This window comes from Streptomyces sp. TS71-3 (genome assembly GCF_018327685.1).
Taxonomy (GTDB): Bacteria; Actinomycetota; Actinomycetes; order Streptomycetales; family Streptomycetaceae; genus Streptomyces.
On sequence record NZ_BNEL01000001.1, the window covers coordinates 4,860,745 to 4,880,670 of the forward strand.

Annotated in this window: 16 protein-coding genes and 3 pseudogenes; 9 read left to right on the forward strand and 10 right to left on the reverse strand. The window is 71.3% G+C overall.

Annotated features, from left to right (window positions below; genetic code table 11):
* Positions 1-153: 153 nt before the first annotated feature.
* Positions 154-1,197 carry a LacI family DNA-binding transcriptional regulator gene (locus Sm713_RS19685; protein WP_212910899.1) on the forward strand — a complete coding sequence of 348 codons (1,044 nt, stop codon included), beginning with the start codon at positions 154-156 and terminating at the stop codon, positions 1,195-1,197.
* Between the two features lie 264 nt (positions 1,198-1,461).
* Here the strand turns inward: Sm713_RS19685 and Sm713_RS19690 are convergent, their stop codons facing one another.
* Both Sm713_RS19690 and Sm713_RS19695 read right to left on the reverse strand, forming a co-directional pair.
* Positions 1,462-2,781, reverse strand: coding sequence for a dihydrolipoamide acetyltransferase family protein (locus Sm713_RS19690; RefSeq protein WP_212910900.1), 1,320 nt, complete (start codon positions 2,779-2,781; stop codon positions 1,462-1,464).
* Positions 2,782-2,809: 28 nt separating this feature from the next.
* Positions 2,810-4,993 carry a thiamine pyrophosphate-dependent enzyme gene (locus Sm713_RS19695; protein WP_212910901.1) on the reverse strand — a complete coding sequence of 728 codons (2,184 nt, stop codon included), beginning with the start codon at positions 4,991-4,993 and terminating at the stop codon, positions 2,810-2,812.
* 134 nt (positions 4,994-5,127) lie between these two features.
* On the opposite strand from Sm713_RS19695, the gene Sm713_RS19700 reads away from it, so the two are divergent.
* The 3 genes and pseudogenes from Sm713_RS19700 to Sm713_RS19710 form a co-directional block, all read left to right on the forward strand.
* Complete coding sequence (locus Sm713_RS19700; protein ID WP_249416398.1) at positions 5,128-5,631, forward strand: VOC family protein; 504 nt, start codon at positions 5,128-5,130, stop codon at positions 5,629-5,631.
* A gap of 20 nt (positions 5,632-5,651) precedes the next feature.
* Complete coding sequence (locus Sm713_RS19705) at positions 5,652-6,320, forward strand: GntR family transcriptional regulator (RefSeq protein ID WP_212910903.1); 669 nt, start codon at positions 5,652-5,654, stop codon at positions 6,318-6,320.
* A 110-nt stretch (positions 6,321-6,430) separates the two neighbouring features.
* Positions 6,431-7,262 (forward strand): annotated as a pseudogene (locus tag Sm713_RS19710) (Ni/Fe hydrogenase subunit alpha); the annotation flags it as partial.
* Between the two features lie 101 nt (positions 7,263-7,363).
* On the opposite strand, the gene Sm713_RS19715 reads toward Sm713_RS19710, so the two are convergent.
* The 3 genes from Sm713_RS19715 to Sm713_RS19725 all read right to left on the reverse strand — a co-directional run bounded on the left by Sm713_RS19715 (position 7,364) and on the right by Sm713_RS19725 (position 10,076).
* Positions 7,364-8,149, reverse strand: coding sequence for an FAD:protein FMN transferase (locus Sm713_RS19715; protein ID WP_212910904.1), 786 nt, complete (start codon positions 8,147-8,149; stop codon positions 7,364-7,366).
* A 49-nt stretch (positions 8,150-8,198) separates the two neighbouring features.
* Entirely contained in the window at positions 8,199-8,648 is a 450-nt protein-coding gene (locus Sm713_RS19720) for an FMN-binding protein (RefSeq protein ID WP_212910905.1), read from the reverse strand.
* 72 nt (positions 8,649-8,720) lie between these two features.
* A complete protein-coding gene (locus Sm713_RS19725) occupies positions 8,721-10,076 on the reverse strand; it encodes a ferric reductase-like transmembrane domain-containing protein (protein ID WP_212912128.1) in 1,356 nt (451 codons plus the stop codon).
* 154 nt (positions 10,077-10,230) lie between these two features.
* Here Sm713_RS19725 and Sm713_RS19730 point away from each other — a divergent pair, with 154 nt between their 5' ends.
* Positions 10,231-10,986, forward strand: coding sequence for a response regulator transcription factor (locus tag Sm713_RS19730; protein WP_212910906.1), 756 nt, complete (start codon positions 10,231-10,233; stop codon positions 10,984-10,986).
* A complete protein-coding gene (locus Sm713_RS19735) occupies positions 10,983-12,452 on the forward strand; it encodes a sensor histidine kinase (RefSeq protein WP_374196009.1) in 1,470 nt (489 codons plus the stop codon). The genes Sm713_RS19730 and Sm713_RS19735 overlap by 4 nt, the downstream gene beginning before the upstream one ends.
* A 26-nt stretch (positions 12,453-12,478) precedes the next feature.
* Here Sm713_RS19735 and Sm713_RS19740 read toward each other — a convergent pair whose 3' ends face one another.
* A complete protein-coding gene (locus tag Sm713_RS19740) occupies positions 12,479-12,997 on the reverse strand; it encodes a DUF2231 domain-containing protein (protein WP_212910907.1) in 519 nt (172 codons plus the stop codon).
* 393 nt (positions 12,998-13,390) lie between these two features.
* Here Sm713_RS19740 and Sm713_RS41195 point away from each other — a divergent pair, with 393 nt between their 5' ends.
* Positions 13,391-13,960, forward strand: a complete 570-nt coding sequence (locus Sm713_RS41195) for an ATP-binding cassette domain-containing protein (protein WP_212910908.1) — start codon at positions 13,391-13,393, stop codon at positions 13,958-13,960.
* On the opposite strand, the pseudogene Sm713_RS19750 reads toward Sm713_RS41195, so the two are convergent.
* The 3 genes and pseudogenes from Sm713_RS19750 to Sm713_RS40510 all read right to left on the reverse strand — a co-directional run.
* Positions 13,915-14,202 (reverse strand): annotated as a pseudogene (locus tag Sm713_RS19750) (cytochrome c oxidase assembly protein); the annotation flags it as partial. The gene Sm713_RS41195 and the pseudogene Sm713_RS19750 sit on opposite strands and share 46 nt — an antisense overlap.
* Positions 14,203-14,281: 79 nt before the next feature.
* Positions 14,282-14,833 (reverse strand): SCO family protein, encoded by a 552-nt coding sequence (locus tag Sm713_RS19755; protein ID WP_249416399.1) that lies wholly within the window; start codon positions 14,831-14,833, stop codon positions 14,282-14,284.
* Between the two features lie 56 nt (positions 14,834-14,889).
* A pseudogene (locus tag Sm713_RS40510) lies at positions 14,890-15,561 on the reverse strand (cation diffusion facilitator family transporter); the annotation flags it as partial.
* Between the two features lie 161 nt (positions 15,562-15,722).
* On the opposite strand from Sm713_RS40510, the gene Sm713_RS19765 reads away from it, so the two are divergent.
* The gene (locus tag Sm713_RS19765) at positions 15,723-17,654 is read left to right on the forward strand and encodes a galactose oxidase early set domain-containing protein (protein ID WP_212910910.1); all 1,932 of its coding nucleotides are present in this window, start codon (positions 15,723-15,725) and stop codon (positions 17,652-17,654) included.
* A gap of 38 nt (positions 17,655-17,692) precedes the next feature.
* Here Sm713_RS19765 and nhaA read toward each other — a convergent pair whose 3' ends face one another.
* Positions 17,693-18,988 carry a Na+/H+ antiporter NhaA gene (gene nhaA, locus Sm713_RS19770; RefSeq protein ID WP_212910911.1) on the reverse strand — a complete coding sequence of 432 codons (1,296 nt, stop codon included), beginning with the start codon at positions 18,986-18,988 and terminating at the stop codon, positions 17,693-17,695.
* Positions 18,989-19,154: 166 nt separating this feature from the next.
* Here nhaA and Sm713_RS19775 point away from each other — a divergent pair, with 166 nt between their 5' ends.
* Entirely contained in the window at positions 19,155-19,889 is a 735-nt protein-coding gene (locus tag Sm713_RS19775) for a DUF4396 domain-containing protein (RefSeq protein WP_249416400.1), read from the forward strand.
* Positions 19,890-19,926: the final 37 nt, after the last annotated feature.

Sequence of the window (19,926 nt, forward strand, 5' to 3'; positions counted from 1 at the left end):
GAGAGATTTAGTGACGCAGCGTAAAACTTCGGCCGGATGAGTGAAGTTCTCCTCTGCAACCGATCGCATCAGCTTGTCTCGGAGGTGCAGGCGTGTCAAGGCCCACTGCAATCGGTTGTTGTCTTCGTCGCCAGGACTGCCTAGACTCTCGGGGTGAGCAGACGCCCGACCATGTCCGATGTGGCGCGACTCGCGGGAGTCCACAAGGCGACGGCCTCCCGTGCGCTGAATCCGAGCACGAGCGGCATGGTGAACGCCGACACCGCGCAACGTGTCCGCGCCGCTGCCGCCGATCTGGGGTTCACCCCGAACACGGCGGCACGCAGCCTGCGAACCAACCGCTCCTTCACCGTCGGCGTCCTGCTCCCAGACCTCACCAACCCGCTCTTCCCGCCGGTCGTGCGCGGTATAGAGGACGTGCTCACCGCCGCCGGGTACACCGCGCTGCTGGCCAACACCGACAATGACCCGGCCAAGGAGCGCACCCGGTTCGACGCGCTGCGGGGCCGCCAGGTCGACGGTTTCATCGTGGGTACCGCGCGGCGCGAGCACCCGCTGTTGGAGGAGGCCCACGCTGCCGGGGTGTCGGTGGTCCTGGTGAACCGCACGACGGACCGCCGGCTCCACCCCTGGGTCTCCGGTGACGACGCCGACGGCGTGCGCCTTGCCGTCGAACACCTGACCGGGCTTGGGCACCGCACCCTGGCCCACCTGGCCGGCCCGCAGACGATGTCCACCAGCGCCACCAGGGAGCGGGCATTCAGGGAGGCGATGCATGCCGCGGGACTGCCCCCGCTGCGGGCTCCGGTGGTGGCCGCCGACGCCTACACCGCACAGGCCGGGGAACGTGCCGCCCATGCACTGTTCGACAGGCACCCCGGTGTCACGGCGATATGCGCCGGCAACGACCTCATCGCCCTTGGGGCGCTGCGCGCCATGCGGCGCCGCGGCATGGACTGTCCGGGAGACGTCTCCCTCGTTGGATTCAACGACATGCGCTTCGCCGACGAGTTTCAGCCGCCGCTGACCACAGTCCGAGTCCCGCACCACGCACTTGGTGCGGAGGCCGCCCGGTTGCTTCTCGCCGGCTTGGAGGCTGCGGACGGAGCCGACTCGCCGCCGGTGCTGCCCAAGACCGTCCTGCTGCCGGTGCGGCTGATCGTCCGAGCCTCGACCGCGGCTCCTGGCGACGTGTGACGCTATCGGCGTACCCGTCTACAGCCCGCTGGGGAGCGGGCTGTAGACCGGCCGCTTTGACGAGAACACCACGTTCGCCGACGACGACTGGCGCAGCAGGGCCAGCGCCTTCACCGGTGACAGCCTGAGGCGCAGACGCCGGCGAGGAGTCGACTCCGACCGCTGCGAGGGTCGGGCCACGTACCGCGATGCGCGGTCCGCATGGGAACGTCCACCGGCGGGTAGGGGCCGCCCCGGCCGACGCCGCCTTTGAGGGGTCGCCCGTCAGGCCATCAGACGCAGCGGCTGCTCAAGGTTCTCGACCAAGGCGGTCATCCAGCGAGCCGCGAGGGCGCCGTCGATCGCGCGGTGGTCGACCGACACGGTCAGCGCCATCCGGGTGGCCACGGTGACCTCGCCATCCACGACGACGGGTTCGGGCCGGGCAGCGCCGACCGCCAGGATCATCGATTGGGGCGGGTTGATGATGGCCGAGAACTCCTCGACGCCGAACATGCCCAGGTTCGTCACCGTCAGAGAGCCGCCCTCCAGGTCCTCCTGGCGCAGGGTCCCGGCGTCGGCCCGTTCGGCGTACGACCTGACCTGCCGCGCGATCGCACTCGGCGCCAGCGCCCCGACGTCCCGCAGGACCGGGGTGACCAGACCGCGTCCGGACGCGATGGCCACTGAGACGTCGCTGGAAGTGAAGCGCAGCATGTGTTCATCGGTCCAGACGGCGTTGGCTTCCGGCACGGCCTCGTGGGCGCAGGCGGCGGCCTTGACCACGAGGTCGTTGACGGAGACCTTGCGCGGTGCGACCTCGTTGAGGCGGCGGCGCAGGCCCAGCAGGTCGTCGATGACGACGGTACGCCTGACGTAGAAGTGCGGCACCTCCCGCTTGCTCGCGGTGAGCCGCTCGGCGACGGCCCGGCGCAGCCGGCTGTGCGGGACCTGCTCGACACCGGCAGACCACGTCGGCACCGCGACCGCGGTGGGCGTCACGGGCGGTGCCGACGGCCCCGTCGGCACCGCCAAGGGGGGCGCCGCCTGCGTCTCGGATGTGGCCTTGGCCCGCCTCGCCTCCTCGACGGCGCGTTCGGCGTCACGCCGCACGATCCGCCCGTTGGGACCGGTGCCGCGCACGTGGTCGGTGCTCAGCCCGGCCTCCCGCAGGATTCGGCGGGCCAGTGGGCTGCTGAAGACACGGTCGCCGCCAGCAGGGGCGGCCGGCGGGACCGGCGTGGGCGGGGTGGTGGGCGGTTCCTGCGCCAGGGGGCCGGTGGCGGGCGGCTCGATCGCCGGCGGTGTGGTCGCGGACGTGACGCCGAGCTCCGCGAGCAGGTGGTCGGGGTCGGCGTCGCGTTCGGCAGGGTCGCCGAGCAGGGCCATCGGCGCTCCGACCTCGATGGTGGTGCCGTTGGGGACGAGGACGCGCAGCAGGATCGCATCGTTCTCGGCCTCCACCTCGACCAGGGCCTTGTCGGTCTCCAGAGTGACGAGAGGGTCGCCGGTGGAGAAGGAGCCCTTCTCCGGTACCAGCCATTCGGCCAGGACGGCTTCGGTCGCCCCCGCGGCGACCTCCGGCACGCGCAGCAGCGTTGCCATGTTCTTGCTCCTTGTGACTGGTGTGCGTTCAGGAGGACGCGGCGATGCGGCGCAGGGCGGTGACGACTTCCTCGGTGCGGGCGATGGCCGCCCGCTCCAGGACCTTGCTGATGCTGGGCGAGGCCTCGCCGCCGTGCACCCGCTCGACGGGGGCGTCCAGCCAGTCGAACAGGCGGCGCTGGATCTCGTCGGCCAGCCGGCCCCCGTAGGACGTGCCGGAAGCGCCCTGTTCGACGACGAGGACGCGGTTGGTCTTCTTGACGCTGGCCTCGATGGTCTCCCAGTCGAGACTGGCCGCGTCCAGCCATCGCAGGTCGATGACGTCGGCGTCGATCTCCCCGACCTGGTCCAGTGCCTCCAGGCAGTGGTTGACCATCGACAGGTAGGAGATGACGGTCAGGTCGCGCCCCTCGCGGCGCAGCGCGGCCTTGCCGACCGGTATGCGGTAGTCGAGATCGGTGGCGGGACCGGTGCCAGTGGAGGCGTACAGGTCGACGTGTTCGAGCACCACGACCGGATCGTCGCAGGCCAGCGCGGTGTTCATCAGGCCCGCGTAGTCGAACGGATTGGAAGGGGCGACCACCCGCAGGCCGGGCGCGGTGGTGAGGATGCCCGCCGGGTCCATGGAGTGCTGGGAACCGTAGCCGGTGCCGGCCGCGAGCTTGGAACGCAGCACGAACGGCACCGCGCTGCGGCCGCCGAACATGTGCCGGGCCTTGGCTATCTGGTTGAACAGTTGGTCGGCTGCGACCCACATGAAGTCGGCGTACATGAACTCCACGACGGGGCGGAAGCGGCCGTCGAGCGCCATGCCGCCGCCGAGGCCCGCGAAGGCGTTCTCGCTGATCGGGGTGCCCAGAACCCGGTCGGGGAAAAGTTCGAGGGCCCGGCGGGTGGCGCCGTTGGTGCCGCCGCGCAGTCTGTCGACGTCCTCGCCCAGGACGACGATCCGCTCGTCCGTCTCCATTCGGCGTCCTATGACGTCGCTGACGACGTCGATGAACCTGCGGTCGGCCAGTTCGCCGGAGAAGGTGTCGGCCTCCTCGTAGCGGCTGCCGTCGAGCTCGGTCAGGTCGCCGCGTATGCCGACGTCGACGAACGCGGTGTCGGGCCAGGCCGAGGCCTTGATCCGCCGTTCGCCGGGCTTGCCGCCGGGCTTGGGTTCCAGGATGTCGTCGCCGAGTTCACGCATGACCGCGGAGACCTGCTTCTGCGCGGTGGTCAGCTGGCGGGCGGTGGCGAGCTTGCGGCGCAGGACGTGGGAGCGCAGCAACTCCAGCGGGTCGCGGTCGCGCCACGCCTTCTCCTCGGCCTTGTCCCGGTAGCCGAAGGCGCTTCCGGGATACGGGCCGTTCTGGTGGAAGTAGCGGTAGAGGTCGGCCTCGACGATGGCCGGACCGCCGCCGGAGCGCATATGCTCCAGCGCCTCGTCCATGGCCAGATGGACGGCGAGCGGGTCCATGCCGTCCACCCGCCAGGCCGGGATCCCGAAGGCGGAGCCGCGCGCGGACAGCCGGGTTTCGGCGGTGGCGGCGGCGACCGGCGTGGAGACGGCGTACTGGTTGTTCTCGATGAAGAAGCACAGGGGGACCTTCCAGGCGGCCGCCAGGTTGAAGGTCTCCAGGACCGAACCGATGTTGACCGCGCCGTCGCCGAAGTAGGTGACGGTGACCGCGTCGGTTCCGGAGGCGCGCTGGTTCCGGGCGAAGCCGGCCGCTTGCGGGACACCGCCGCCGACTATGGCGTTGGTGCCCATGGCGCCGGCCTCGGCCCACTGCAGGTGCATGGATCCGCCGCGGCCTCGGCAGAAGCCGTCGGCGAGGCCGCAGATCTCGGCGAGTGTGCGGCGCAGCACGGTGCGGACCTCATCCGTCAGCTCGGGTAGCCGGTCACTCTTCGCGGGCAGGACATGACCGAATGCTTTCGCCAGGAACTGGTGATGGCCGCGGTGCGAGCCGTTTACGAAATCGTCGCTGCGCAGGGAGATCAGCGACCCGACCGCGCCGCCCTCCTGGCCGACGCTGGAGTGCGCAGGACCGTGCACCAGGCCTTGCCCGGCCAGTTCCAGGACGTACTCCTCGAACGCGCGGATCCACAGTCCCTGGCCGAGCATGCCGAGCAGCAGGCCCGGATCCGCCGCGTCCCAGTCGTCGGCCGAGGTGCGCAGTTCGACCCAGGGCGCGCTCGGGGTCAGATGTTCACGGCTGGGCATGGCACTCCTTGATGCTGCTAGGGCTATGGATCCATTTTCTACAAGGACACATCGCTTGACGGGGTCCAATGCCCGTAAACTATGCACTCTGGCATCATGGAAGGCAAGGCAATGGATCCATTGGAGGATTTTTCGTGCCCATTCCCGGACTGACCCGCCTCGATCACGTCGGCTTCACGGTTCCCGACCTGGATCAGGCGCAGGACTTCCTCGTGGACGTCCTCGGGTGCACTTACCTGTACGAGCTCGGCCCCCACCGGGACGACGCCGGGAGCTGGATGAGCGAACACCTCGGCGTGGACGACCGCGCGGTGATCCACCGCATCCGCTTCTTCCGCTTCGGCGAGCGCACGCTGTTCGAGGTCTTCGAGTACGAGGCGCCCGGACGCAACGAGGTGCCGCCGCGCAACAGCGACGTGGGCGGTCACCACATCGCGCTGTACGTCGAGGACCTCGACACGGCGGTGACCGACCTGCGCCGGCGCGGCCTGCGCGTCCTGGGCGCGCCGACAGCCAGCACCGGCGCCCATGCCGGACAGCGCTGGGTGTACTTCCTGTCGCCGTGGGGGATGCAGTTTGAGCTAGTGTCCTACCCCGGTGGCAAGGCGTACGACCGCGACCCGGACGCCTTCGCCTGACAGGGACGGGAGTGTGCGAGGTGCCCGACAGAGACGGAACGCGGGCCGCCGTGGCCAGCCAGCGCATCGCCGACGGGCTGCGTGACCGAATCCTGTCGGGCGCCCTTCCGCCTGGTACGCGGATCAAGCAGGACGAGATCGCCGCCGAACTGAGTGCCAGTCGGCTGCCGGTCCGCGAGGCGCTGCGGATTCTGCAGTCGGCCGGCCTGGTCACGCTGCGGGCGAACCAGGGCGCCTGGGTCACCAGCATGGACATGCGCGACTGTGAACTCAGCTACAAGATCCGCGAGCGGATCGAGCCGCTGCTGCTGAGCGAGTCCGCGCCTCGCCTGACCGATGACGACCTCGCCCGGCTGGGTGACCTGCAACAGCGGATCGAACAGACAGACGACGTCGAGCAGTTCCTCGTTCTGGACCGCCGGCTGCACTGGCTGACCTACCGCCACCACGACGCCGAGGACCTCGCCGCCATCGTCGCCCGGCTGTGGGACACCACCCAGCATTACCGGCGCGCCTTCACGCGGCTGACCATGACCCGCCGCAGTTGGGTCATCAACGCCGAACACCGCCTGCTCGTCGAAGCGCTGCGAGACCGCGACACGGCCTCCGCGGAACACATGCTGACACTGCACATCCGCCGGACCCGCGAGGAGCTTTCCCGGCATCCGGAGGTGTTCGACGCGGAGTGAGGCGGTGAGCCCCGACCTCGTTGGCGGTCGGCCTCTCCCGGCTCCGGCGGTGGCTGTGCTCACGGCACACGGGCGGCGAATGACCTGCTGCTCGCCTTGTAGTGCCGCACCAGGCAAGGCCTGCCGAAAAGCTGCGCACCGCCCGCGACGACGCGTACGAGACCGTGCGCTGGGTAGCCGGCTTCGACTTCCCCGAGGCAGGCTGCGGCAACGAACTGCTCGCCCTGGCCGAACCCGGCAGCTACGCCATCGAATCGGGCATCCCGACCGTGATGACCGCGCCCGGCACCGTGGGACTTCCCTCCGACTCCGACCGTGCGCTGCCCACCCGCATCCTTCCCGTCCGGGAATTCGGCGACCACGTCGTGGAACGGCAGGAACCGCATTCCACAGCTCTGCACGCATTGCTGGACGGCCGCAGGCACCTCACCGGCCCGCTCCCCGGTACGCCATCAGCGGCCGCTGGCTCTCCCCGGTCGCCCGCGAGGCCGCCCGGAGGCCGGACTGGGCGACCCGGGAGAGGGACTGGTGTGCCGCAACCCGTACCGCAGCATCATCGTCCGGGCGGTCGAGGTGCTCTACGCGGTGGACGAGGCCCTACGCCTCATCGACACCTACCGGCCACCACCGTGGCCGCACGCCGCCGTCGCCCCGCGGGCGGGTACCGGTCATGGCGCCACCGAGGCGCCACGCGGACTGCACTACCACCGCTACGGCATCACCGGCGACGGCACGGTCAACGAGGCGAGCCTCGTCCCACCGACATCGCAGAACCAGGGCGCGATCGAGGACGACCTGCGTCGCCAGGTCCAGCAGCGCCGCGACCACGCTTCGGCCACGGACGCCGAGCTGACCGCCCTGTGCGAGAAGGCCATCCGCAACCACGACCCGTGCATCTCCTGCTCGGCCCACTTCCCGGACCTCACCGTCGAGCGGAGGTGAGACGGCCCGGCCCGCCGGCACCTCGTCGATGGGAGTAGGGGGCCGTCACCGTCCCCGGCACGGCCGAGGCCCACCCCCCTCGACACCCATGCCGGGGATTCTCAGGGGTACGACCGTGGCAGCGAGGCGGGCCCTGTCGTGCGATCGCTCTCGCGGTCGGTGCTGATGACCGGAGGACCGGGGAAGCCCGGGGTCCGCCAGACGTGGCCCGCGCGTGTCATCGCCAGGGCCTGGTGTCCGCTGAGGGACGTGGTCCAGGCACGTGCCGCGTCCCCCATCGCGAAGGCCGCCGTCGCGTAGGCGTCCGTCAGCGTGAGGTCGGGTCCTGTGAGCGTCAGCGAGAGCAGGCCGGTGGCGGCTTTGCCGGTGTGTGGGTCGAGCACGTGGTGGCCCCGCTCCGCGGTGCCGGATGTGGCCACTGCGCAGTCCCGGCCGGTGACGACGGCCACCAGCCTGCCGGGGCGGAGCGGGTCGGCTATCCCTATTCGCCAGGGCATGCCGGGTGCCGGCTCGCCGCGAAGCCGGATGTCGCCGCCGCCGTTGACACAGGTGCGGTGCGCACCGGCCTCGTGCAGGAGGTCCGAGGCCCGGTCGACGGCCCAGCCCTTGACCAGGCCCGACGGGTCGAGCCGGTCGCCGGCCGTGTGGCTGAACCACCCGCCGCTGGCGCGCTCTGCCGCCTCGCACAGGCGCAGCACCTCGGCCACCTCGGGCCCGCACCGCTGCCGGGGCAGTTCGCCGCGGCCGAGCCTGCTGATCACGCTGTCAGGGCGGTAGGTCGAGAACACCTCGTCCACGTGGTGCAGCCAGGCGACCGACTCCGCCAGGGCGCGGCGCACGGCGAGGGTGACAGGGTCGCGGACATCGAAGGAGAAGGCGGTTCCCATGACGTGTTCGACGTGGCGCAGACCCGGGCGGCTGGGACCCGGTGTGCGTTCAGTGTGCTCGGGCACCGGCCCGGTCCAGCGCGCTCTGGAGGGATTGGACGTATCCCTGGCTCGTGTAGCTGGCTCCGGAGACCGCGTCGATCCCGGCGCCCTGGGCATCCAGGGCCTCCCGGGTCAGCCGTGGCACGGCCATCGCCGCGATCTGCCGGGACCGGGCGGCATCGGTGGGGGTCCGTAGCGCCCTGATGCCGGTGATCCTGCCCTTCACCATCGTCACGGCCACCTGGACCGGCCCGTAGGGGGTGCTGCTCACCCTGCCCGTGGCGGTGCCGGTCACGGGACTGCGGGAGGCCCGCGACGACCCCGACGACGGGCCCGCACCCGGCGGCGAAGGGGGTGCTGGGGCCCCCGTCGCCGGTGTGGAGTCGTGCGGCTTCAGTGAGAGCAGCACGATCACGCCCGCCACGGTCGTCACCGTGGTCAGAACGGCTCTGCGCATGGTCGGCCTTCTCGGCGTCTGCGTCATGGGGGCTGGTGTCACCTTTCGTGGGGCCGGTCCGGGGATGCGGCGTCACAGTGCGAAGGACTCGTGGTGGACGCGCCGCCGCGGCACTCCGGCGCCGCGGAGCGCCTGATGAGCGGCGTGCGTCATGCCGGGTGGGCCACACAGGTACACCTCGCGCTCGGCGATGTCCGGGACCAGCCGGCGCAGCGACCGGGCCGTCATGGGCAGCGCAGGGCCGCCGGGCTCGTCGACGGCGTAGTGCACCGTCGCATGCCGTGCCGCCGCCACCGCGTCGAGCTCGCCCCGCAGGGCCAGGTCCTCGGGCCGTCGAGCCCGGTAGATGAGTGTGACCTCGCCCGGGAGTGTCTCGAAGAGCGCACGCAGTGGTGTGATGCCCACCCCGCCGGCCAGCAGCAGGACGTTCCGGTCGCGCCGACGGCGTGCGGTGAAGGCTCCGTACGGCCCCTCGGCCAGCACTCTGGTGCCGGGTGCCAGCCGTGCCGCGGCCGCGCTGTGCGCACCGGCAGCTTTCACCGTGATCCGCAGGTGGGTGGGGTGGGCGGGGGCGGACAGCGAGTACGGGTTGGCGGCCCACCACATCCCGTGGGTCAGGAACCGCCAGCGGAAGAACTGGCCCGGCCGGGCCCGCAGCGCCTCCAGCCGGCGACCGGTCACGTAGACCGACACGACGCCCGGCGCCTCGGGACGCACCTCGGCGACCCGCAGCCGGTGGCGCAGCGCCTGGCGCACCGGTACGACGAAGCGGTACCAGGCGAGCGCCGCGGCCACCGCGCCGTACAGGCCGTACCAGGCGAACCGCGCCGGAGGGTCGGACACGAAGTCGGCGCCGTCCGACAACTGGTGCCAGAAGGCGAGGAAGACAGCCAGATAGGTCGCCAGGTGGAGGTGGTGCCAGGTCTCGTAGGAGACCCGGCGGCGCACGGCACGGGCGGACAGCCATCCGGTCGCGAGCAGGAGCAGGAACCCCGCCGCGCCCTTCAGGAGGTCGGGGTAGTCCAGGATCAGCGTGGTGGCCTGGCTCACGACGTCCGTACCGGACGTCAGCGCGTACCCCCACACGATGAGCAGCACGTGGGCCGAGGCCAGGCAGACGGTGTAGCGGCCGCCCATGGCGTGCCAGCGTGCCAGCCGGTCGGTGCCGATCGCGTGGTCGAGCAGCGGCACGCGCGCCATGAGCAGGAGGAGCACGGCACAGGCGTATCCGGCCAGCAGCCCGGTGATTTGGCCGGCGCCGGTGATCCAGTCGCCGGCTCCGGTCACTGATCCGGTGTGCCGCCACCACAGCGCCAGGACCGCCGCCGTGCCCACCGCGATCAGCAGCCGGACCAGCGCCGGGACGAGGCCCGGCAGGCGCCCGCCGGGCCGCTGCTCGTGGGGTGTGACGGGCCCCGCCGTCGTCATCGTCACGAGACCTTCCTTTCTGTGGAGGTCCCGCACAGCGTGACAAACCTCCCTCTGAGGATCCTCTGAGAGCCGAGGGGACCGGCAGACTCAGAGGGAACTCAGAGGAAGGGAGCGACCGGAGCCGTCGGCGGCGAGGCATGCTGGACGCATCATGGACACGCACAGCACGGGCCGCCCGCAGCACCGGCCCGACGACGCCCCCGCCGGTGCCGTCCCCCCGGTCCGGGTTCTCGTGGTGGAGGACGAGCCCGACCTGGCGGAGGTGCTGTCCGGAGCCCTCCGCTACGAGGGCTTCCAGGCCCGCACCGCGGGCGACGCCACGACGGCACTGTCCCTCGCACGGGAGTTCCGCCCGGACGCGGTGGTGCTCGACTGGATGCTGCCGGACGCCGACGGTCTTGAGGTGTTGCGTGGGCTGCGTGCCGAGCTGGCGGAGGTCTGTGTGCTCTTTCTCACGGCACGCGACGCCGTCGAGGACCGCATCGCCGGAATCACCGCGGGGGCCGACGACTACGTGACCAAGCCGTTCAGCCTCCAGGAGGTGCTGGCGCGGCTGCGCGGCCTGCTGCGCAGGGCGGGGATGGCACGACCGTCCGAGGACGGGACGCGGATCGTGGTCGGTGATCTCGTGATGCACGAGGATGCCCGGGAGGTCACCCGGGGCGGCGAGGCGGTGGAGCTCTCCAGGACCGAGTTCGAACTTCTCAGGTTCCTGATGCGCAATCCCCGTCGGGTGCTGTCCAAAGCGCAGATCCTGGACGCGGTGTGGTCCTACGACTTCGGTGGCCGCGCTCATGTCGTCGAGCTGTACGTCAGCTATCTGCGGAAGAAGATAGACGCGGGGCGCGTCCCGATGATCCACACCATGCGCGGTGTGGGGTACGTGCTCAAGCCGGAGCCCCGGTGAGGGCCGTGATACCGCGGCACCGGCTGCCTCGCACCCTGCGCGCGAGGCTCACCACGGGGCTCGTGGTGCTGCTCGCTGTGGCGAGCCTGGCGGTGGGGCTGACGACGGTCCTCGCCTTGCGGAGCTTTCTTGAGCACCGCATGGACCAGCAGCTGACGGCCACCGAAGGGCGTTTCGCCTCCAGCCTCGAACGCGGTGAGAGCCCGGACGCCGACAACGCACCCGATACCCGGGGCCAGGCCGACCACACGTTCGGCGCCCGGCTGCTGCCCGGCCGGCCCACCCGGGCCGCGGTGGTCGACGACCAGTACGACCGGTCCGTGCCGCTGACCAGGGGCGATCGGCAGTTGCTGGCGGATGTGCCGTTGACCGGGCGCGGCAGCAGCATCACACTCTCCGCGCTCGGCGACTACCGGGTCGTCGCTGTGCGGGGTGACGACGGTGACGTCCTGATCACGGGGCTTCCGCTGCGGCCGGTGGCCGAGACCGTGCACCGTCTTGAGATGGTGGAGGCCGTGGTGTTCGGCTCGGCACTTGCCGTCAGCGGCGTGGCCGGCGCCCTGTGGGTGCGGCTGTCGCTGCGCCCCCTGCGCAGGGTGAGCGCGACCGCCGCGAGCGTGGCCGAGCTGCCGCTCGCCAGCGGTGAGGTGGCCATGCCGGCGCCCGTACCGGACACCGATCCGCGCACCGAGGTGGGCCAGGTCGGCGCCGCGCTCAACCGCATGCTCGGCCATGTCGGCGACGCGCTGGCCCGCAGGCACGCCAGTGAGGAGCGGCTGCGGCACTTCGCCGCGGACGCAAGCCACGAGCTCCGTACCCCGGTGGCCACCGTCCGCGGCCACGCCGAGCTGGCGCTGCGCCACCCCGGCCCCGTCCCCGCGGGGGTGGCGCGCGCGTTGGAGCGGATCCAGGCCGAGTCCGAGCGGATGAGCACGCTCGTCGACGACCTGTTGCTGCTGGCCCGGCTGGACGCGGGCCGGCCCCTGGAACACCGGAGCGTGGACCTCACCCGGCTGGTACTGGACGCCGGTGACGACGCCCGGGCGGCGGCCCCCGGCCACCACTGGGTGCTGGACCTGCCTGAGGAACCGGTCACCGTCACGGGGGACACCAACCGGCTGCACCAGGTGATCGGCAACCTGCTCGCCAACGCCCGCGTCCACACCCCGCCCGGCACTGAGGTCGTCGTCCGGCTGACTACCGGGCCCGGCGGGGGCGCGGAGCTGACGGTGTCGGACGACGGCCCGGGCGTGCCGGTGGAGTTCCTGGACGAGGTGTTCGAGCGTTTCGCCCGGGCCGACCACAGCCGCTCCCGTGCGGCCGGCGGAGGCAGCGGCCTCGGGCTGGCCATCGTGCGGGCGGTGGTCGCGGTGCACGGCGGTGGCGTCGCGCTCAAGAGCGGGCCGGGGGCCACCGAATTCCGGATCAGCCTGCCGGGCCCGAACAGGACACCGCCGGTGGGGTGAGCCGTGTCCGGGGCACCGGTGTGTGGTCAGTCGTCGCCTCCGTGGCGCAGCGCGGTCTTGGAGAAGCTGCCGTGCCAGGCGGCCTTCGCCCCCGAGTCGCCGATGCGGTAGACCTCAACCACCGACCCGGTCGCGATCACGATCGAGAGGACCACCGCGACCACCCGCACCGGCACCGAGGCCGCCCAGGCCGCAGCACCGGAGGACTGCTCCCCACCGTCGGACCGGCGGCCCGCCGTCCACCAGACGGCGACTGCGAGCAGGAACAGGCCACCTGCCCAGGGCAGCAGTCCGTCACCGAGCTGGGTGTGCCTGCGTATCAGGGGGTTGCTGGCGACATGAGCCTCCAGCCACTCCCCGGCGTGCGTCGTGACGGGCACGCTCAACAACGTTACGAGAGCCAGCACGGGAAGCACCACACCGAGCCGTCGGGCCCCCTGGGGCCAGAGGGCGCACACCACGAGCGCGAGCGCACTCAGTGGCACCAGCACGATCACGACGTGCACGAACAGGACATGGGCAGGCAGGCCGTTGAATACGGTCATGGGAAAGTGTCTCCAGGGGATGTGCGCTGTGCGGTGCGCATGGGGGGTCGGCGGCCTGATGGCCGCCGTGGCAGCGCGGTCAGCCTGGCACGGCAACCTCTCAGAACCCTCTGAAGGGTGTGACGGGGAGCCGGTCGGACCATCGGGTGTGCGCGGGGTGGTCAAGGGGGCCCCGGTTCCCGCCCGGCGGGGGGGGGCGGGAACCGGGGGATCCGCTGGCTGGTCCAGGTCAGTCCCGGGCGGTGGCCAGCTCGCGACGTTCTGAGGTCCGCCGGGCCGATCGCCGGGGCAGGATCCCGTCGAGTGCGACGGCTCCGGGTCCGACGACGGCGAGAAGGACCCAGCAGAACGTGACGGCCGGCTCGCCGGGCCACCTTCGACGAGTTCCGCGACGTGCTGGCCAAGATCGCGGACACCGCCCACCACCTGCGGGGCCGCCCGCACGAAGAGGCGCTCGCCGAGGCCGCCGCCCTGGCCCGGAGCCTCGGCCTGGACCCCGGCGACCTCAGCAGGCGCCCGGGCGCACTCTCCGGAGGTCAACTGCAACGCGCCTCGCTGGCCCGCGCGCTGGCGGCCCGGCCGGCCCTGCTCGTCTGTGACGAGGTGACCTTAGCCCTCGACGCCGTGACCGCCCGCCGGTCCTCACCCATGTGGGACGGGAGGGCGACCGTACGGGACGGTACTGCTGCTGATCACACATGCCGAGGACGTGGTCCTTCGTACGGCGCCGGCTGGTGCTGCGTCACGGGTTGCTGCACGGTGACGAACCCGTCCCCTCGGGCGGCGCCGCGCGGATGCGGCCTGAAGATCAGGCCACGTAAGCGGCCGGCGCCCCGGCCGGCGGGCACCGCCCCCGCGTCCGCACCGGAGGCGGTGCGCGCCGCCGGGCTGCGGAACGGGGGGCCGTCCGGTCCTTCTCACCGGCTCGTGGCGCGGTCGGCGGCGGCGAGGCGGGCGAGGTAGGCGTTGTAGGCGGCCAGTTCGGCGTCGTCGTCGCGGCGGCCCCGCCTGTCGTGGCGGGTGGCGGTGCGCCGGTCGGCACGGGCCCACTGGACCACCAGCGCCAGCAGGACCAGGAGGGTGGGGACCTCGCTGAACGCCCAGGCGATGCCGCCGGCGGCGTTCTGGTCGCCGAGGACGGATACGTGCCAGCCCGCGGGCGGGTGCCTGAAGAAGCCGACGAGAGGCGAGCCGGCCATCATCACGTGCCCGAGCAGCCGCTGAGCGCGGCGGCTCCCGCGAGGGCCAGGGCGGCGACGGTCGCGGTCGTTGCGGTACGGCGGCTCATGACGAGGCTCCTCGGAGGATGCGGGGGAGATCGGCGGTGTACGTCCGCATGGACGTGCCGGAGGGGAACATGGCGTGCGCCTTGTCGTCTCCGGGGGAGAAGGCGAGGACCTCGGCGCCGTGGCTGACGGTGACGGTGCCGTCGGCGTGCCGCTCGGGAGGGGGCACGCCGATGCCGACGCTCCTGGCGGCCTTCTGCACGGCGGTGAAGTCGCCGGTGAGTCCGATGAAGCGGGGGTCGAAGGAGGCCAGCCACTTCTTCAGCGCGGCCGGGGTGTCGCGGTCCGGGTCGGTGCTGACGAAGACGACCTGGGGCCGGGCGGTGCCGTGCCGGAGCCGCTGGAGCGCGCCCGCGAGGTCGGCCATCGTGGTGGGACAGACGTCGGGGCAGTGGGTGTAGCCGAAGTAGAGCAGCAGGGGCCGCCCGGCTGTCCGCCGGACCAGGTCGTAGGGCTTGCCGTCCTGGTCGGTAAGGACCAGCCGGGGCTTGGCGAACGGGGTGTCGAACGCGACCGGGCCGGCCGGCGCCGACGCGGACGGCGAGGTCACGACAGCCGGGCGGCCGTCGCCGGGCGAATCGCCTCCGCAGCCCGTCAGCAGCAGCCGACGGCCGGGGAGTGGGCCCGGGCCACGGTTAGGTGTGGGTCGACGACGATGCCCGCTTCGGCGCGCAGCGCATGGCCGATCCAGCGCATGCGGACCTGCCCCCCCCCGCACCCCGTCCGCCGCCTTCAGCGCGGCCTCGGCCGATCGGACGAGATGCGGGGCCACCGCGTCCATACCCGGCGGAGGACCTCGCGGGCGGGGTCGTGCAGCATCGAGAGGATCATCGCTGTGATGAGCAGGCCGATGACCGGATCGGCCGGACGCCAGCCGAGTTCGGTCCACGCCGTCGTCGAGGAGGACGGCCAGCGAGGTGAGACCATCGGTGCGTGCGTGCAGCCGCCGGCGACCAGTGCGGCCGAGCCGATCGCGCGACCGATGCGGATGCTGCGGGCCACCCATTCATTGGCGGCGAAGACGACCACGGCGGTGCACGCGACCGTCGACGGATGGCCGATACCGCGCGGACTGAGCAGGCGCTCGACGCTCGTAGACAGGAGCGCGGACGAGGCCGCGATGGTGAGCCGATCATGACTCCGGCGAGGTCCTCGGCTCGGCCGTACCGGTGGCGTAACGTCGGTTCGCCGCCGTCCGGCCGAGGAGGAACACCACCTCAGCAGAACCGCGGTCAGGGCGTCGGCGGCGTCGTGGATGCTGTCGTCGAGCAGGGCGACCGGCCACCGGGGTCGCCCGCCTGGGACAGCGGGTCATCAGGCCGGAGCCTGTTGCCCGTTTCGGGCCATTGCCGCCGGGGCGCCCAGAGTGTCTGCGCCCAGCCGTTCGGTCGGTGCGGTAGTCGTCGGTAGTCAGGCCCGTTCGCTACCGGAGGCAGCCGATGACACCGCGCCCGTCCCGTCTCAAGGCTCGCAAGACGTGGCTGGGCACCGGTGTGGTGCTGGTGCTGCTCGGGCTGAACGCACCCGCGGTGATCGGCTTCGCGGAGGAGGAGTACCACCAGTACGCGATCAACCGGCCCGCGTACAAGGCGGCGCGCGGCCACTGGGCGCTGGCGTCGATGCCGAAGACGTACCAGCTCAACTCGATCCACGCGGTGCTGCTGCACACCGGGAAGGTGCTGCTGGTGGCGGGGTCCGGCAACGACATCAAGCACTTCAAGGGCGGTAGCTTCCGCAGCACCCTGTGGGATCCGGTGAAGAACAGCTTCCGGAAGATCGACACGCCGGACGACATGTTCTGCGCGGGGCACGTCCAGCTCTCGGACGGCAAGATCCTGTTCGCCGGCGGCACGGGGCGGTACGAGACATTGAAGGGTGACGTGAAGCGGGCCGGGGGCGCGATGCTGGTCAAGAACGAGGATCCGGACAGAGCACGGGTGCTGCCGAAGGGCACTGTCTTCCGGTCGCCCTCTGGGGTGGCGTACCGCACGCAGACCGCTATCCGGGTGCCGCCCGCGACCAAGGCCGTCAGCGGGCGAGCCGGTGCGGTGACCGTCAGCGCCAGCGAGTCCCGCGTCTATGTGGAGGCCACCGAGGACGGCCCCCGGGGCATCACCAACACCACCGAGCAGTACTCGATCGGCGGCCTGAAAGCCGAGGACGCCCGCAACGTCTACGGCATCGCGAACAAGATCGGCCTCGACAAGAAGGACTTCCAGGGCATCAGGGATGCCTACGAGTTCGACCCGGTCACCGAGAAGTACGAGCGGGTCGCCCCGATGCGCGAGGCCCGCTGGTACCCGACGCTGACCACGCTCAGCGACGGCCGCGTCCTGGCCGTCTCCGGCCTGGACGACATCGGCCAGGTGGTGCCCGGCAAGAACGAGATCTACGACCCGTGGACCAAGACCTGGTCGGCCGCGCCGACCAGGTTCTTCCCCACGTACCCGTCCTTCTTCCTGACGGGCCGTGACACGATCTTCTACACGGGCTCCAACGCCGGATACGGGCCCGCGGACGTGGGCCGCAGGCCCGGCCTGTGGAACCTGGCCGACAACGCGTTCACACCGGTGAAGGGCCTCAGCCACCCGGACATCATGGAGACGTCGTCCTCCGTGCTGCTGCCGCCCGCCCAGGACCGGCGGGTGATGGTGCTCGGCGGCGGCGGCGTCGGCGAGTCGTCGAAGGCGACGGCGCGCACGGCGATCATCGACCTCAGGTCGAGCACCCCCGCCTTCCGGGACGGGCCCTCGCTGCCGGTGAAGACCCGCTACCTGAACAGCGTGATCATGCCGGACGACACGCTCTTCACCACGGGCGGCAGCCGGGACTACCGGGGGCGGGGCGCCAGCAACATCCTCGGGGCGCAGTTCTACGACCCGGTGCGCAACCGCTTCACCACCGCGGCGGCGCCGACCGTGGGCCGCGACTACCACACGGAGGCGCTGCTACTGCCGGACGGGCGTGTGGCGGTGTTCGGCTCCGACCCGCTCTACTCGGACAAGGCCAACACCCGGCTCGGCCGGTTCGAGCAGCGCGTGGAGGTCTACTCACCGCCGTACCTGTACCACGGCCACCGGCCCCGGCTGGCTCTCGACGGCACGGCGAAGGTGCGGCGCGGCGGTCGGCTCGTCCTGCGCAGTCCGGACGCAGGGGACGTGGCCACGGTGCGGCTGATGCGGCCCGGGTCCGCCACCCATGTCACCGACTTCGACCAGCGGTCCATCGCGCTGCGTGTGCAGCACGGCGATGGTCGGCTGACCGTGACGGTTCCCGAGGACCGCTCCCTGGTGCCGTCCGGCTGGTACATGGTCTTCGCCACGGACAAGCAGGGCACCCCGTCCAAGGCCGTCTGGGTGCACGTCGCCTAACCTGTTCCACCCCATTCGGCGGCGCAGGACGATCGTCATCACTTGTCGCCCGCGATACCGCCTCGGCTGTCTGGCTGGTAGCGGTCGGTGCCCTCGTCTTGCTCCTCCTCCCACAGGCGGCGGTAGATGGCGTCACGGCGCTTGAGCAGGAGTGCGGCCACCCCCACGGCGATGAGCGAGCCGAGCAGAACGGCGGCCTTGATGTGTTCTGCCTCGGTCGGGTCGGGGAAGGCGAGCTCGCCGATCAGCAGGGAGACGGTGAAGCCGACTCCGGCCAGTACCGCCAGGGCGAGGACGTCTGCCCAGGCCAGTTCCGGGTTGAGCCGGGCCCGGGTGAACCGGGCCGCCAGGTAGGTGCCCGCGAAGATTCCCGCTGTCTTGCCGACGACGAGCCCCAGCATGACCCCCAGTGGCTCCGGCCGTGTGAAGACCTCTGCCAGCACTGCGGCAGAGATGCTCACTCCCGCGGCGAACAGGGCGAACAGTGGGACGGCCACACCAGCGGAGACCGGCCGCAACAGGTGCTCGGTCCGCTCTGCGGACGACGCCTCCTCACCAGCGTCACGCGTGGTGCGCAGAATGAGGCCCATCGCCACCCCGGCTACCGTGGCGTGCACTCCGCCGTTGTATGTCAGAGCCCAGATGGCCACACCCAGTGGCACGTACCACCACCAGCCGCGGATCCGGTGCCGCTGGAGCAGGTAGAAGACGATCAGTCCGGCCAGCGCCCCGATGAGTGCGAGGGGGTTGAGGTCCGCGGTGAAGAAGATGGCGATCACCAGGATCGCGCCGAGGTCATCGACCACGGCAAGGGTCAGCAGGAATGCCCGGAGTGCCGAGGGGAGGTGGGTGGAGAGCACGGCGAGGACGGCGAGCGCGAAGGCGATGTCGGTGGCGATCGGCACCGCCCATCCCGTCGTGCTGCCACCACCGAGTGCGATCGTGGTCAGGTAGAGCCCGGCGGGTACCGCCATGCCGCAGACGGCGGCGACCACCGGCAGGACCGCCGCTGCCGGGGTGCGCAACTCGCCGAGCACCAGCTCACGTTTGAGTTCGATCCCGGCGACCAGGAAGAAGATCGTCAGCAGACCGTCGGCCGTCCAGTGCTTCACCGACAGATCGAGGCCGAGCTGGGGGACGCCGAAGTGGAAGTCGCTGACGTGCTCATACCCGACGCTCCATGGGGTGTTCGCCCACACCAGCGCCACCGTCGCGGCCACGAGCAGCGCCAGCCCGCCGACCGTCTCCGTGCGCAGGGCCCGGGCCACCTGCACCCGCTCGGGCCACGGCAGCAGGCCCAGGAAGACGGAACGCTCGCGCTGAGCAGGGCACATCCGGGAGCCTCCTGGTGTCGGTGGATGGACGTACGGACATCATCGGTGACCGGGCCGCGTTCGCGGGTCAGGCGCGGAGGAGGCCGAGGTGAGCCCGTCTGGGCAGGGGCTGTTATCCGCGAGGTGGAGCGGGTAACTGGGAGGAGACCGCCCCATCACGCCGCCCGTGGCTCTGCCGGTGGGCCGGAGGCGGGAGGAGCTCGATCGCGCGATGCCGCCCAGTTGGTTGACCGCTCTGGCCTGGACATTCCTCGGCATCGCCTTCGTCTGCGCGGGCTGGATCATGTTCGACATGTACGTCCGCGGGCACCGCCAGCAGATGGCCGTGATGGAAGCGGTGTGGCCGATCACGGCCCTCTACTTCGGTCCCGTCGCTCTCGCCGCCTACCGTGCCTGGGGTCGACCGAGTCCCGACCGTCGACAAGGCGGGGACGATGCTCCACCCGAGAAGCCTGGGTACGCCACCACAGCGATCGGTGTCTCGCACTGTGGCGCGGGTTGCACCTTGGGGGACGTCATCGCCGAATTCACCGTCTTCGGCCTGGGCGCCTCTGTCGCCGGCCTGGCGCTGCCCGCCGAGTACATCGGCGACTACGTCCTCGCCCTGGTCCTCGGTGTTCTCTTCCAGTACTTCGCCATCGCTCCGATGCGCGGGCTGGGCGTGCGCAGGGGGCTGATCGAGGCGGGCAAGGCCGATGTGCTGTCGCTGACGGCCTTTGAGGTCGGGCTCTTCGGCTGGATGGCGCTGATGTTCTTCGTGTTCTTCCCCGCGCCGCACCACCTCCGTCCCGACAGCCCGGTCTACTGGTTCCTGATGCAGATCGGCATGATCGCCGGATTCTTCACCGCCTGGCCCGTCAACACGTGGCTCATCCGCAAGGGCATCAAAGAAGCCATGTGAGGGCGCCGGTCCAGGCGGCGGTGCTCCAGGTCGTGCA

Excerpts from the sequence above, each read along its gene's own strand:
- Sm713_RS19765 (WP_212910910.1), top strand. The coding sequence starts at position 15,723 with ATGACACCGCGCCCGTCCCGTCTCAAGGCTCGCAAGACGTGGCTGGGC.
- Sm713_RS19730 (WP_212910906.1), top strand. The coding sequence starts at position 10,231 with ATGGACACGCACAGCACGGGCCGCCCGCAGCACCGGCCCGACGACGCC.
- Sm713_RS19715 (WP_212910904.1), bottom strand. The coding sequence starts at position 8,149 with ATGGGAACCGCCTTCTCCTTCGATGTCCGCGACCCTGTCACCCTCGCC.
- Sm713_RS19720 (WP_212910905.1), bottom strand. The coding sequence starts at position 8,648 with ATGCGCAGAGCCGTTCTGACCACGGTGACGACCGTGGCGGGCGTGATC.
- nhaA (WP_212910911.1), bottom strand. The coding sequence starts at position 18,988 with ATGTGCCCTGCTCAGCGCGAGCGTTCCGTCTTCCTGGGCCTGCTGCCG.
- Sm713_RS19740 (WP_212910907.1), bottom strand. The coding sequence starts at position 12,997 with ATGACCGTATTCAACGGCCTGCCTGCCCATGTCCTGTTCGTGCACGTC.
- Sm713_RS19690 (WP_212910900.1), bottom strand. The coding sequence starts at position 2,781 with ATGGCAACGCTGCTGCGCGTGCCGGAGGTCGCCGCGGGGGCGACCGAA.
- Sm713_RS19725 (WP_212912128.1), bottom strand. The coding sequence starts at position 10,076 with ATGACGACGGCGGGGCCCGTCACACCCCACGAGCAGCGGCCCGGCGGG.
- Sm713_RS19695 (WP_212910901.1), bottom strand. The coding sequence starts at position 4,993 with ATGCCCAGCCGTGAACATCTGACCCCGAGCGCGCCCTGGGTCGAACTG.